The organism is Vibrio sp. Vb1755, assembly GCF_033338635.1.
Lineage (GTDB): Bacteria > Pseudomonadota > Gammaproteobacteria > Enterobacterales > Vibrionaceae > Vibrio > Vibrio alginolyticus.
This window is the reverse complement of the sequence record NZ_JAWOTA010000001.1, coordinates 25,220-39,678: the sequence shown is the minus strand read 5'-3', so window position 1 is coordinate 39,678 and position 14,459 is coordinate 25,220. Positions and strand designations below refer to the sequence as shown.

General features: G+C 44.4%; 12 protein-coding genes. 8 read left to right on the top strand and 4 right to left on the bottom strand.

Annotated features, from left to right (window positions below; genetic code table 11):
* Positions 1-2 precede the first annotated feature (2 nt).
* Positions 3-2,039 carry a PhoX family phosphatase gene (locus tag R7E00_RS00190; RefSeq protein WP_318124396.1) on the bottom strand — a complete coding sequence of 679 codons (2,037 nt, stop codon included), beginning with the start codon at positions 2,037-2,039 and terminating at the stop codon, positions 3-5.
* A 266-nt stretch (positions 2,040-2,305) separates the two neighbouring features.
* Between R7E00_RS00190 and R7E00_RS00185 the strand changes: the two genes are divergently transcribed.
* Both R7E00_RS00185 and R7E00_RS00180 read left to right on the top strand, forming a co-directional pair.
* Positions 2,306-2,644, top strand: coding sequence for a YggL family protein (locus R7E00_RS00185; RefSeq protein WP_054701928.1), 339 nt, complete (start codon positions 2,306-2,308; stop codon positions 2,642-2,644).
* Between the two features lie 1,331 nt (positions 2,645-3,975).
* Entirely contained in the window at positions 3,976-4,875 is a 900-nt protein-coding gene (locus tag R7E00_RS00180; protein WP_054574492.1) for a LysR family transcriptional regulator, read from the top strand.
* On the opposite strand, the gene R7E00_RS00175 is transcribed toward R7E00_RS00180, so the two are convergent.
* Together R7E00_RS00175 and R7E00_RS00170 are read right to left on the bottom strand one after the other, a co-directional pair.
* The gene (locus R7E00_RS00175; protein ID WP_213885401.1) at positions 4,843-5,187 is read right to left on the bottom strand and encodes a DUF5329 family protein; all 345 of its coding nucleotides are present in this window, start codon (positions 5,185-5,187) and stop codon (positions 4,843-4,845) included. The genes R7E00_RS00180 and R7E00_RS00175 overlap by 33 nt on opposite strands.
* A 95-nt stretch (positions 5,188-5,282) precedes the next feature.
* The gene (locus R7E00_RS00170) at positions 5,283-6,296 is read right to left on the bottom strand and encodes an MBL fold metallo-hydrolase (RefSeq protein ID WP_031780877.1); all 1,014 of its coding nucleotides are present in this window, start codon (positions 6,294-6,296) and stop codon (positions 5,283-5,285) included.
* Between the two features lie 155 nt (positions 6,297-6,451).
* On the opposite strand from R7E00_RS00170, the gene R7E00_RS00165 reads away from it, so the two are divergent.
* The 3 genes from R7E00_RS00165 (at position 6,452) to R7E00_RS00155 (ending at position 8,795) form a co-directional block, all read left to right on the top strand.
* Positions 6,452-7,066: a TetR/AcrR family transcriptional regulator gene (locus R7E00_RS00165; protein ID WP_025768062.1), complete on the top strand. Its 615-nt coding sequence runs from the start codon at positions 6,452-6,454 to the stop codon at positions 7,064-7,066.
* A 329-nt stretch (positions 7,067-7,395) separates the two neighbouring features.
* Positions 7,396-8,301 carry a 30S ribosomal protein S6--L-glutamate ligase gene (rimK, locus tag R7E00_RS00160; RefSeq protein WP_005374224.1) on the top strand — a complete coding sequence of 302 codons (906 nt, stop codon included), beginning with the start codon at positions 7,396-7,398 and terminating at the stop codon, positions 8,299-8,301.
* Positions 8,302-8,366: 65 nt separating this feature from the next.
* Positions 8,367-8,795 carry an ATP-dependent zinc protease gene (locus R7E00_RS00155; RefSeq protein ID WP_005384193.1) on the top strand — a complete coding sequence of 143 codons (429 nt, stop codon included), beginning with the start codon at positions 8,367-8,369 and terminating at the stop codon, positions 8,793-8,795.
* A 66-nt stretch (positions 8,796-8,861) separates the two neighbouring features.
* On the opposite strand, the gene R7E00_RS00150 is transcribed toward R7E00_RS00155, so the two are convergent.
* Complete coding sequence (locus R7E00_RS00150) at positions 8,862-9,587, bottom strand: MBL fold metallo-hydrolase (protein ID WP_054574596.1); 726 nt, start codon at positions 9,585-9,587, stop codon at positions 8,862-8,864.
* 323 nt (positions 9,588-9,910) lie between these two features.
* Between R7E00_RS00150 and speA the strand changes: the two genes are divergently transcribed.
* From speA to emrD, 3 genes are all read left to right on the top strand, one after another.
* The gene (gene speA, locus R7E00_RS00145; protein ID WP_064369690.1) at positions 9,911-11,821 is read left to right on the top strand and encodes an arginine decarboxylase; all 1,911 of its coding nucleotides are present in this window, start codon (positions 9,911-9,913) and stop codon (positions 11,819-11,821) included.
* A gap of 1 nt (position 11,822) precedes the next feature.
* Positions 11,823-12,743 carry an agmatinase gene (speB, locus tag R7E00_RS00140; protein ID WP_005374233.1) on the top strand — a complete coding sequence of 307 codons (921 nt, stop codon included), beginning with the start codon at positions 11,823-11,825 and terminating at the stop codon, positions 12,741-12,743.
* Positions 12,744-13,154: 411 nt separating this feature from the next.
* Positions 13,155-14,360, top strand: a complete 1,206-nt coding sequence (gene emrD / locus R7E00_RS00135; RefSeq protein ID WP_138939801.1) for a multidrug efflux MFS transporter EmrD — start codon at positions 13,155-13,157, stop codon at positions 14,358-14,360.
* The last annotated feature ends 99 nt before the right edge of the window (positions 14,361-14,459 follow it).

Here is a 14,459-nt window from a genome sequence, read left to right as displayed (position 1 = left end):
GATTAAACTGCAATATCTCCACCGTCTTCACGGCGAATAACCACTGTCGCCGCTCGTGGGCGCACAGAAACACCAGCAGGCGTTTCTTCGGCTGCATCTTCACTGTATGGCCAGTTGCCTGGGTGCTGAATATTCACAAACAATGATTTGTAATCAGGGCTGATGGTAAAGCCTGTTACTTCACAACCATTTGGTCCGACAAAGAAGCGTTTCAATTCAGCTTGATTATCCGCACCAATCACAGCTTGATCACCATTCTCATCTGTTAGCTTAGATGGAACAACAGCCAACATTTGATCATTGGTGTAAGACGTGACTTCATCTGCGCCGTTATCAGTCTGAATCCACAAAATACCACGGCCATCAAACGCTAATCCGTCTGGGCTCGCAAACTGGTTTAACTCATTCAAGCCAGAACGGTTGGTATCTGCATCACCATTTGCTGGCGAACCAAACACAAAGATATCCCAAGTAAAGTCAGTTGCTGAAGCACCTTCATCCCAACGGATAACATGACCAAACTTATTATTCAAACGTGGATTCGCAGGATTGGTTTCATCTGTACGGCGCGTATTGTTCGTCAATGTTAAATATACTGAACCCGTGAATGGATCAACCGTACACCACTCTGGTCGATCCATTGGTGTTGCCCCAACTAAATCCGCCGCACCCGCAGTATTGATGATAATTTCAGCCAGTGAATCAAAGTGATCCGCTAACGTACCACCAGCGGTTGTTACGCTATCAAGCGTTAATGGTAACCAAGTACCTGTGCTGTCTTCATTGAAGCGCGCCACATACAGTGTGCCTTCGTCCATGTACTTGTCACCCATCGCCAAGCGGTTATCAGGGTTAGCATCTGCTGGATCCCACGCTGCCGCAGATTCAAATTTGTATAGGTATTCAAAGCGAGAATCGTGACCAGAATAAAATACCACTGGTTTGCCTTCTTCAAGCTTACCGAAAGTACAGCCCTCGTGACGGAAACGACCTAGCGCAGTACGTTTCTTCGCACGTGAGTTTTGCGTGTAAGGGTCAATCTCGACAATGTAACCGTGACCATTGGCTTCATTACGGTAATCATCCATCGCACTTGCTCCTGTTGGAGCCACATTAAAGCGAGAGAACTCATCAAGACGCTCTTCTGCATTACCTGCTAATGTCTCCCACAAGTAGCGTGTGCTTTGGTCATCAACACCAATGCGATCTTGCTCTTCTGTACGAGTCCCGGCGTTAACAAAGTAACCAGGCCAGTTCTCTTCACACGTTAAGTAAGTGCCCCACGGCGTGTAGCCGTTGCCACAGTTGTTTAACGTACCACGCGCTTGGCTGCCATCTGGTGAGAAACGAGTGACAGTTAAAGATGTGTGGGCTACCGGGCCAGACAAATCCATGACTGTCGCACCAGTATAACGACGGTTTAGTGGGTCAGTATCAACCAACTTCCACATGTTGTCTTCCAGTTGAATGCGAACCACTGATACACCGTGCGCGTAAATCTCTTTGCGCACTTCATCTACAATGGTACGTACGCCATTTTCAACCGTCGGACCGTTTGGATGCAGTGCTGATGTGTCGATGTACTCGTGGTTAATACATAGCAAGCCATCTGTAGTGCTATCGTTCAATGGGAAAAAATGCATGCCGTCATGGTGCATGCCTAGCGCATTTAACTGATCGGTACTGGTGTTGGTACCATCATTTTGCCATGCGCTGCCTTGTGCATTAAGTGGTGTTCCCCAAGGTACTAGTACTTGTGCGGTGTAGCCTTGTGGAATTGAAACTGCGTCAGTGAGTGAGCCAGGGATAGATTCAAAGTTAAGAACGGCTTTAGATGCGCCCGAACCACTGCTTACTGTACTCCCTGAGTCAGACGAGTTACAACCAGCCAATCCGAAAGCACCAAACGCTGTCATCGCACTGATACCTAAACCACCTTTCAGAATGCTGCGTCGAGATAGGCTCGCTTCTAATACTTCTTCAAATGGTTTGTTTTCACTTTGGTTATAACGCGTCGCGTCAAAGGTTTCCTTGCTCATTTTTACTTTCCCGATCTTATAGTTTAATTAATAAATAAGTGATTAGTTGAACGGCAAGAAGTTTGGATAAGAAAAATGACAAAAGTGCTTAAAACATATGAAACTTGTGTTTCAACAATACTGCAAACCAACCAACACAGCTAACGAAGCAATTAAATTCTGGTCACATAATCACCAACTGTATCGCTTCATTCTGATTTTACTTGGGCTAAAGTATGATAGAAGGTATAAGGTGTACGAAATCAAATCATCTACGAGAGATAATCATGAAATTAGACAAGATCGATAACAAGAGCCGTCGTATCCGTAAAAAGCTGTTCTTAGGTGAGTTCGCAATCCTAGGTTTCGAGATCAGCTGTGAAACAGACATTAACGACTTCGACCGTTACGATGCATTCGTTGATGACTTTATCGACTACATTGACGAGCTTGGTCTTTGCTTCGGTGGCGGTGGTCTAGAACTGTTTGAAGGCTTCCTATGTTCTACTAACCGTTACGGCAGTGCGACTGAAGAACAGAAAGCGCAAGTTATCAAATGGTTAGAAGCACGCCCAGAAGTGAAAAGCGCGCAAGCGGGCGAACTAGTTGACGCCAACTACCTGTAACTAAAGGGCAACCTGTAATACGCAGAGCTCAATAAATGGTAGAGAAAGCTGGTCTTAAGACTGGCTTTTTTATTTTTGGAAGAATGCGATATTAAAAATAGGGTGCTTGGGAAGTTGCGCGGAGTGATTTTGGCGTTTTTGAGCTGGCAATCAACGGGAAATTGCGTTCCACAGCCAGCTCGTGCCTTTAGGTATAATTAACTATGATTTTTTAGCTGGGGCGTCTTTCGTGTCTTTCCAGTATTGAATACGCACACGATGTAGCTGAGCTCTTCTAGTCTTTTTCATAGTAAAGTCCCTCATCTTATATAAGTAACGCTCCTCATGGAGCTTATTGTCTAAGGTCGTATCCCCTTCAATCTATAAGGGAATCAATCATTTAACCGTGACCAATTTCACAACATAATGATAATTACCGATTTCTTGCAGCCTGTTTTTACTGGCAAACGGCATATTATCTATCTGACACAGTTAACTTACTCACCAGATATGACAGAAAAATGGCAATCAAGTTCCCTACTTATACTGTCATTGAATCTTAATAAGGATTAACAAGGTGGGCATTTCAGATTTACCATACTGTTTATAAAAACCGCAAGATTTTTTATTTCTTTTCAAACAAATCTCTACTCAAGATCAATTCACTTTCATCTTTATCGTCTCCCTTTTAACGCATTGTGATCCAGTTCAATCCACAGAACTCGGAACAAAAAGCGCTCATTAATACATTCACCACCAAACTTGTGCGAGATCTCTTACAAGAGTTGTAAGCAAATAGATTAACCACGTCTAAGAGCAATGCCAGAAAAAACATTAAACATATGATTTAACAGTAATATTTAAATTCACTTAAAATAATAAGTAAAAATAATTTAGAAAAGTTAATTGAGTCAAATCAGCAAAACATCAATACTCAATTTGTCGACAGGATGTTGGCGGGAACAGGAAAAAAGCCTAAAGGATTGGGTATCTTCAGGATGAAGATTTGATAGCTTAGGATGAGTTGTCAGCAAGGATGTAGTTAAGCTCTAGGATAGAGTTCGCCCGTCAGGATGATAGGCAAGAATGGACACCGCTAGGAAGGCGATGAACAAGGAACTCGGTTAAAGGACTTAGCCACAATCAAGGATAGATGCAGGGAGCACCTATTAGTAGCTGGATTGCTGCGAAAAAGAATAAGCCCCGTCTGGGAAACCAGGCGGGGTTTTATTTTGTCTGTAATGTATTGATAAAGATTCATCTTTATCGTTTAAGTCTTCTCTGTTTTCATAAAACACCGTGCTATCATTTTCTTTACGTCTCCCAACAAAGCTCTCAGAAAATCACACACTATGCTTAATCCTGTTTGGTTACATACATTTAAGACATTGATTGAAGTCGGTCATTTTACGCAAACGGCAGAAAAACTTTTTATGACTCAGCCTGGCGTCAGCCAACACATCAAAAAATTAGAGCAAAGTTGTCAGCATGCCTTGATCAAGCGCGAAAACAAAAGCTTCGAATTAACCGAGCAAGGCAGGATTGTCTACGCATATGCGCTCGAGTTAGAAGATAGAGAGAAGAAGCTGCTCGAAGAGCTCAGTTTTGATGATGCGTTTTCAGGCCACTGTAAACTGGCTTGTTCTGGTGCAATGGCGTTAATGTTGTATGGGCCCATTTTGGAGAAGCAAAAACAGCACCCGAGCTTATCGTTACATTTAGAAGCCGCGCCAAATCAATCTATTCTCAACGCTATAACGCAAGGGCACATCGATATTGGTATCGTGACTGATGTTCCCAACAAAGGTCTGTTTCACAGTGAGCGAATTGGTAAAGAGAGGTTGTGCTTGGTTCTGCCAAAGCATTATCAAAATAAGCAGATAACGCCACAACTCTTGCATGACTGTGGTGTCATTAGCCACCCTGATGCCGAGCATTACATGACGCTGTTTTTTGACCAGTGTGAAGAACCACAGCTCCAAGAAATTAAGATGAGCGATTTACCATTATCCGGCTACGTAAATCAATTGAGCCAAATTTTGCTACCTGTCAGCAAAGGACTTGGCTTCACCGTGCTGCCTCAAAGTGCGGTCGACAATTTTCCACTAAAAGACACGTTATACATTGCTCAACTGAAAAACACTGTATGTGAAGAGCTATTTCTGGTTCGTAAGCGCAGTCGTGCTCTACCTCTGCGCTATCAGACCATCAAAGAAGTGTTATTGGATGTGGTCGGTGGTGCGCATCAATGATGTTAGCCACTCTTCGCTGGTAATGCGTTTATCTTGGCAATCCACCCAATAGGGTTTGCCAGATAACCAGCTCTTTGACGCGACCTCTTTTATAAACACTTCTACAGAATCAACGTCATCTTTGGCGTAATCCCATTTATTGCGCATGTGTTCTGCCGCTTCTTGATTAGTGTACGCCTTGCCGTTACGGATAAAGGTGCAAGAGGATTGCTCAACTCGTTTTATCAACGTCGAGATATCTTGCTCTACCCCTGCTAGTGCAAAGGTAGGCAGAATGCTTAATGTAAGTAACAACGTCCACTTTGCTTTCATCGCACCTTTATCCTTATCCCTGACCACGTAACTACTAATAGTAACTACTGATAAGTGACTTAACTATTCTGGTGTTTGGCTGTTTAGCTCAGCAATTATTGCCACCACGCCTTAGCAGGCTGAGGCTCCGCAATCGCCAAGCGTTGACCAATCTCAGGGCTCACTAACGTTACACCGCGCTCTTCACTAATGTCTAACGCGCGTTGCATCGGTTCATTCCAATCGTGCATCGACAGATCAAACGTGCTGTTGTGAATCGGCATCATCACTTTACCCTGCACATCAATGTGTGCTTGAACACTTTGCTCAGGGAACATGTGAATGTCTGACCAAAGTTCATTGTATGCACCTGTTTCAATCATGGTGAAGTCAAACGGACCGTACTTTTCGCCAATCTCTTTAAAGCCATTGAAGTAACCAGAGTCACCACTGAAGAACACTTTGTGTTGTTGTGCATTAATAACCCAACTGCCCCACAGTGTCGTATCGCGGTCTGTCAAACCTCGACCAGAGAAATGCTGAGTCGGAGTCAATGTATATTCAATACCGTCGACAGAATGTGACTCCCACCAATCTAGCTCGATCACTTTCTCCTTCGGCACACCCCAATTCACCAGTAATTGGCCAACTTTTAACGGTACCAAGAAAGTGCCCACCTTGTCGCCTAGCACTTTAATAGAAGCTTTATCTAGGTGATCGTAATGGTCATGACTGATCACCACCACATCGATAGTTGGCAAATCTTCTATCGTGATGGGGGTTTGGTGAAAGCGTTTTGGCCCTGCCCATTGTACAGGAGACGCGCGATCACTGAATACAGGGTCGGTCATCACCAGTTTTCCATCGAGCTTCATTAATACGCTTGAGTGACCCAGACGATAGATGACGTCATCTTGCTCTTCTAACAGTTGCCGCGCTGTGATCGCATGCACTGGAATTTCAATCGTTGGTGTTGGGTTAAGGCGCTCAGTCGTAAAATACGCTTTCATGATTTCGAACATGTCGCCCAAACCGCTTTTGTATTCCAACTCTGTATTTGCAAATTTGTCCGGGTATGTTGGCGCTTTTTCAGTATCAACATTAGAACAAGAAATCATTGATGTACCTATCGCGAACGCTCCTACTGTGGCTAGCAAAGTTTTTTTCATAAAAAGTTAACCCGAACAAAAGTAAACTACACGGTGCAGTTTACATTCTAATTATCAAAAGTAAACTACTTAGTGTAAAATAGATCAAGAAATGATCGTCTTAACTTAGCAAGCTTATGAATGTAAAAAGAAAAAGTCGTAGCGAAACCAAAAGAGAAGCCATCTTGTGCGCGGCAAGGCAAGCGTTCCAAGAGTTTGGGGTGCAAAACACCAGCATGGATAAGCTCTCTGCAATCGCACAAGTCTCTAAGCGCACGGTCTATAATCACTTCCCTTCTAAGGAAGCGATCGTGACGGAGTTGCTGACTGAGCTTTGGCGTTCGTCAATGATGGAAAGCGATATTAAACGCTTGGCCACTCTGCCACTCAAAGATCAATTGATTGAATTACTCTACAGCGAGATCATTGTGGTGACGGAACCAAACTATATTGAGCTGGCAAAAGTGGCATTTGGGCACTTCTTATTTAAGCCAGAAGATCTCAAAGAACAAGCAGAACAAATGTCGAAACAGGAAACCGCCCTGTACCGCTGGCTTACGGAGAAATCGAACAGTGGCGCTTTGCAAATTGATGATGTACATATAGCAAGCACTCAATTGCACAACTTACTTAAAGGCAGTGCATTCTGGCCGCAGTTAATGGGAATTCGCCCCTCTTTGTCGAATGAAGAATCTAGGCTGTTAGCTACCCAAACGGCGGAACTTTTTTTAAGTCACTATCAAAACAGCTAAAAACAGCGGTCAAATTGGCCGCTTTTTTAAGCGATAATTCGTGACAAAGCGATGAAATTTTTGCTCAATTTTATTTATCTCACCCTTGACAGTCTCATACCGCAAGGCGTGAGCGTTCGATAAAATATTTTTGTCGTGTCGACGATGCTTTTTCGTTTTCATCTCACAAAAAAACGCCCTAAGGTGCGCACCTCTGACGACGTGGTTGTTCAACCACAATTCTAAATCGTTGAAGTAAGTAGGTTATGTCATAACATGATCACCTGCCTACTGCATTCTATGCTCTATACTTATATTTTAATTTGGTACTGACTTACTAAGGAATTGCCATGCGTATTGCTATTCTCTCTCGTAATGAGAATTTATATTCAACCATGCGCCTAAAACAGGCGGGTGAAGAACGTGGGCATCAAATCGATGTGATCGACACGCTTCACTGTTATATGGACATTACGAGCAACAACCCTAAGATCCGCTACAAGGGTGAAGAATTACCGCAATACGATGCTGTTATTCCACGTATTGGGGCATCTATTACGTTTTACGGCACTGCTGTTGTACGTCAGTTTGAAATGATGGGTACATTTTGTGTCAACGAATCTGTCGCGATCAGCCGCTCTCGTGACAAGTTGCGCTCATTGCAACTGCTATCACGTAAAGGCATCGGTTTGCCACGCACTGGCTTTGCTCACCATCCTGACAACATTCAGGACGTGATCAAAAACGTTGGTGGCGCACCTCTAGTAATTAAATTGCTAGAAGGCACTCAAGGCATTGGTGTTGTACTTGCTGAAACAAATAAAGCGGCAGAAAGCGTGATTGAAGCTTTCATGGGTTTGAAAGCTAACATCATGGTGCAAGAATTTATCGAAGAAGCAAAAGGCGCGGACATCCGTTGTTTTGTTGTCGGAAATAAGGTGATTGCCGCAATGAAGCGCCAAGCAAAAGAAGGCGAGTTCCGTTCTAACCTTCACCGTGGTGGCTCTGCACAACTCGTGCGTTTGAGCAAAGAAGAGCGTGCGACCGCTGTAAATGCAGCGAAAGTGATGGGCTTGAACCTTTGTGGTGTGGATATCCTTCAATCTAAAAATGGCCCAGTGGTAATGGAAGTGAACTCTTCCCCTGGTCTAGAAGGCATCGAACTAGCAACGGGTAAAAACATTGCAGGTATGATCTTCGATTTTATCGAGAAAAACGCTAAGCCAAATTCAAACCGTACTCGCGGTAAAGGTTGATTTTTGTTTAACGCACAAGAGAGCCAAAAACCGGCTCTCTTGTTACTCGTCGCTAGGATGACACTATGAATCAGAAAATGATCATTGGGAATGCCGAAGCTATTTGCTTGCCAGAGTTAGGGATTACTCACCTTGAAGCGCGTATTGATACAGGCGCTCAAACCTCTTCATTACATGTAGACAATATTGATTGCTTTGAAAAAGATGGTCAGTCTTATGTTGCATTCGATTTGCACCCAGATGTATACCATTTAGAACAAGTGGTTCGCTGCACAGCGAAACTAAAAGCAAACCGTAAGGTTAAATCTTCTAACGGTACTTTTGAGCACCGCTGCGTGATCACAACGATGCTGCGTATGGGCGACCAACAATGGCCAATCGACATTACGTTGACTAACCGTGAAAAAATGACTTACATGATGTTGTTAGGTCGTCAGGGTATGGCAGACAAAGTGCTGGTTGATCCTAGCCAATCTCACTTATTGGCATCTTAACCCCGTAGCTTCAGATGAGTGATCGAACGTTTTTGTTGAGCATCACTCGTCTGGCTTTATCTTAGCCTACTTCCTACGAAATAACGCAAACAACAATCCCTTCGCTTTAACTTTTGTCACTCGCCAGTGCGTCATTGGCTTAGTCGGCGCTGTATTCAAAATGTGCTGATACGCTTTTTCATCCAAAGTCACTTCTCCCCCATGTGCCAAAAGCAAACATTGCGGATTCATCTCAAACACACGCTTTAATGATTGCCGATATTGATTCGGATGAAATATGGGAAACGGCGCAATCAGATGCTGTTTCACCTGCACCATTAAATCCGCCACATACAGTACATCTTGTTCAGAATGATAAACCGACAGATCTCGGTCGGTATGCCCTAGTGTTTCTAGCACCTGCCAATCATCAAATCCAGGAATAAACTCTCCATCAATAAGTTCAATATCTGGCTTTAGCTTGCGGGAATACCACAGGTTTTGCTTTGGTTTACGCATCCGATTCGCCATCCAGCGTGCTAACATCAAATCGGTCAAATGCATTAGCCAACCGTCTACACCGCTATACCACTGGTTCTCTCGCTTTGCGGCCAATAGCTTGCATCCTGTTAAGTCACGTAGTTTGTGCGCACCACCAGCATGGTCTGGATGCATGTGGGTCACAACAACCAACTTTAGATCAGAAAAAGGACGATGGAGTTGATGTTCAATAAAGTCTTTAAGATGAGGAATGTCTGCTCGACTGGCACCATCAAGCAACAATAATCTATCGGGATATTCGGCGAGATACATGGTCTGAATGTACCCCTGAATTCTGTGCAGCTGCAAAATATGTCCTTATTTTAGTGAGATGCTTCATGACCGAATCCTTACTGGTCAGACCAACTATAACAGCAGAATGGACGCTTCGGTAAACAAATATTCACACGTAGCGACGACAACAAATCATAATCGAGATGATAGATTTTAATCATTAGACTCAAGGGCCCTTTTATCCGTTAATGCGCGCACACGGAGTTCGTGTCAGGGTATGAGGTAAATACCTCATGATTTGCTTTTTTGTACTTTTCCTTCTAATTAATTAAGGAGTTAAGTACATTTTTGTGAGAATCGAGTTGGAAAAAGCAACTAAATTAGACCGCATCCGCGCGGACTACAACGTTCACTACTGGAGCCAAGGTTTCTACGGCATTGATGACCAAGGCGAAGTATATGTATCACCACGTAGTGATCGTGCACATCAAATCCCTTTCAGCGCTATTGTAAATGAGCTAGAAGCGAAGCAGTTAAATCTGCCTGTATTAGTACGCTTCCCGCAAATCGTGCACCAACGTGTGCATGGTATTTGCCACGCATTCAACCAAGCAATTGAAGAATACCAATATCCAAACAAATACTTGTTGGTGTACCCAATTAAAGTAAACCAACAACGTGAAGTGGTGGATGAAATTCTAGCGAGCCAAGCTCAACTAGAAACCAAGCAGCTTGGTCTTGAAGCGGGTAGCAAGCCAGAATTGTTGGCGGTACTTGCATTGGCTCAACAAGGTAGCTCCGTAATCGTGTGTAATGGCTACAAAGACCGTGAGTATGTGCGTCTTGCACTGATCGGTGAAAAGCTGGGTCACAAGGTATTCATCGTACTAGAGAAGCTTTCTGAGCTGGATCTGGTACTAGAAGAAGCGAAAAGTTTGGGCGTAAAACCGCGCCTTGGTTTACGCATTCGCCTCGCCTCTCAAGGCGCAGGGAAATGGCAAGCAAGTGGCGGTGAAAAATCGAAGTTTGGTTTATCAGCATCGCAAGTGCTTAGCGTTATTGAACGTCTTAAACGCGAAGGCAACCTAGACGCGATGCAACTGGTTCACTTCCACCTTGGTTCACAGATGGCAAACATCCGTGATGTACGCAATGGTGTGAACGAGTCTGCACGTTTCTACTGCGAACTACGCGCACTCGGTGCAAACATCGAGTACTTCGATGTGGGCGGCGGCTTGGCAGTGGATTATGACGGCACACGCAGCCAATCATCGAATTCGATGAACTACGGCCTTGCAGAATACGCACGTAATATCGTGAACACAGTGGGCGATGTGTGTCTGCAATACGAACAACCAATGCCAGTGATCATTTCGGAATCGGGTCGCTCGCTAACAGCGCACCACGCTGTATTGATTTCTAACGTAATTGGTACCGAGTCGTACCTACCGGAAGAAGTACATGAGCTTGATGATGACGCTCCGCTTTTGCTACAAAACATGTGGCGAAACTGGGAAAACTTACAAGATGGTACAGACGCTCGTGCGTTAATTGAGATTTACAATGATACCCAAAGTGATTTGGCAGAAGTGCACTCTCAATTTGCTACAGGCGTGCTTAACTTGGAACAACGTGCGTGGGCAGAACAATTGTCACTACGCATTTACTTCGAATTAAGCCGAAAGATGAGCACTAAGAATCGCTTCCACCGTCCGATTCTGGACGAGTTGAGCGAACGTCTTGCAGATAAGTTCTTCGTGAACTTCTCTCTCTTCCAATCTCTACCAGATGCTTGGGGTATTGATCAGGTGTTCCCTGTTCTGCCACTTTCTGGTCTTGGCGAGGCGGAAGAGCGTCGTGCAGTGATGTTGGACATCACATGTGACTCTGATGGCGCGATCGATCACTACGTTGATGGTCAAGGCATCGAGAGCACGCTACCTGTACCAGCTTGGAGCAAAGACAAACCGTACCTAATGGGCTTTTTCCTAGTAGGCGCATACCAAGAAATCCTTGGTGACATGCACAACCTATTTGGTGATACCCACAGTGCTGTAGTCAATGTTGATGAACGTGGTCAATTTGAGATCAGTTACATCAACGAAGGTGATAGTGTAGAAGACATGATGCGCTACGTTCATATCGACGTGGATGCGATTCGTGACAATTATAAACAATTGGTTTCACAGCGAGTTGAAGCCAATGAACAAGCACAAATCCTAGCAGAACTAGAACAAGGTCTAGCAGGATACACCTATTTAGAGGACTTCTGATATGAATGATTTGTTTACTAAAACTGATTATTCGCTTTACTCCAACTCTATGTCGTTTTTACGTCTGCCGTACATTCGTAACCCGGTATCGGCAGACGCAGACGTTGTGGTGTTGGGAGTCCCTCTGGACATGGCAACATCTGGTCGTCCAGGTGCGCGTATGGGTCCAGATGCAATTCGCCGTGCCTCAGTCAACTTGGCATGGGAAGGTAAGAAGTTCCCTTGGAGCTTCAACGTATTGGATAAACTGAAAGTGATCGACGCAGGTGATCTCGTGTTCGATTGCGGTGATGCGGAAGATTTTACTTACCGCCTTGAAGCGGCAACCAGTGAAATTCTAAAAAGTGGTAAAACCATGTTGGGATTGGGCGGTGACCACTTCATTACGCTACCTATCCTGCGTGCCTATGCGAAGCATCATGGCCAAATGGCGTTGATTCACTTTGATGCTCATACGGACACCTATGCAAATGGCAGTTCATACGACCACGGTACGATGTTCTACCATGCGCCGAAAGAAGGTTTGATCTCAGCGAAGAACTCAATACAAATCGGCATTCGTACGGAGTACAAACAGCAAGATCACGGCTTCAATGTGATTAATGCGATGCAAGCGAATGACATGTCGGTGAACGAGATCCTAGAAGAAATTCGTCGCACCGTCGCAGACAAGCCAGTATATGTCACTTTTGACATCGACTGCTTAGACCCGGCCTTCGCACCGGGAACTGGTACACCAGTTTGTGGTGGCTTGAACTCAGACAAAGCGCTGAAAATTATTCGTGGTTTAGCCGGCATGAATATCGTGGGTATGGATGTTGTCGAAGTATCGCCTCCATACGACCACAGTGATGTTACCGCACTAGCGGGAGCAACCATCGCACTAGAAATGCTTTACGCATACGCATCTGAGCGCGAATAGACATAATCATTTCTAAGGGAGCTTCGGCTCCCTTTTCTTTCTGATGCTTTCCTCTACCTTTTATTCACTCGTTTCATCTTGAACTCACCTCAACCGATCAGACGCTTTATTTTTGCACTTTAACCATTAAAACCAGTTACCTATAAGGCTCATTCTATTCACGAAAAGTAAAAAAATTTAACGTAATTAGACAAAGAAATGCACCGCTTTTTGAAAACAAAATCGGATTAGTTTTTCTAATTGAAATCATAGATTTTTATCTTGCTCAACTTCACACTTTTCGATTGCTAATTATACAAGCAAGCACTATTATCTCGCGCAAATACCCCCCGCAACACAAGAATTCAGTTAGCACTCTGTAAAAGAGTGCTAAGGGTTTTTACGTCTTAAATTTTTTGGAGAGATACGCAAATGTCTGCTTCGTTTCCATTAGCGAAACTTACCTTTTTAATCGCTATATTGACTGCCGTGGGTCAAATGACCCAGACAATGTACGTGCCTTCAATCGGTCATATGGCGGGCGAGTTTTTGGTATCTGCGTCATCACTTCAAGCTGTGATGGCTTGTTACCTAATCCCATATGGCTTGTCGCAATTTGCGTATGGCACACTATCGGACCGCTTGGGACGCAAACCGATCATCATCGTCGGGCTGCTTATCTACATCGCGGGTACACTGGTGGCATTATTTGCACATCAATTTGAATGGTTCTTGATTGGTAGCTTTATCCAAGGCTTAGGTATTGGCTGCGGCGGTGCGATGTCACGCACTCTGACTCGCGATTGCTTTGAAGGCTCTGATCTACACAGAGCAAACAGCTTAATTAGCATGTGTGTGATTTTCTCACCATTAATGGCACCAGTATTAGGCGGTTACCTAACAGAAGCTTTCGGATGGCGGTCGAGCTACTTGTTCTTAGCGCTATTTGCTATCGCGGTTGTGATCACCATGATGACAAGCATGATGGAGACGCTACCAAAAGAGAAACGCAAATTCGAACCAGTAGCCAAAAGCTACAAACACGTTTTGTCTGACCGTCGCTTTCAAGGCTTTTTGATTTGCCTGGTTGCAACATTCGCTGGTGTAGGTGTATTCGAAGCGGCGGCTGGGGTGTTGTTAGGTGGGGTATTAGAATTACCTGCAACAACGGTAAGTTTGCTGTTTATATTGCCGATCCCAGGTTACTTGGTGGGTGCGGGCTTATCTAGCTACATCGCAAGACGTCGCTCTGAGCGTCGTGCTTTAAACGTAGGCTTGGTCTCTATTTTTGTGGGCTCTGCTATTGTGCTCATCCCAGGCTTGTTTGGTTTGACCACGGCGTTAACGCTAGTTGGAGGCGCAACCGTGTACTTTTTGGGTGCGGGTATTCTCTTCCCAGCAGCAACAACTGGAGCGATTGCGCCATTCCCATACCATGCAGGAACAGCAGGCGCGACATTGGGTGGCATGCAAAACTTGGGGGCAGGTGTCGCAACTTTGCTCGCGTCACTATTTCCAGCGCATAACCAGATGCCTTTGGGCATTATGATGATGGCAATGTCGGTAATTGCAATGCTTGGGTTAATGTGGGTGAATCGAGCACACAATCACTCAAACGAAGTACCGCAAGTTATCTGATCATTATCAGCTTACTTTCAAAATCCAAAGGGACACACTCAACAAGTGTGTCCCTTTTTTCATATCACACTATATCGATTTCCCGATGAGAATGATTTA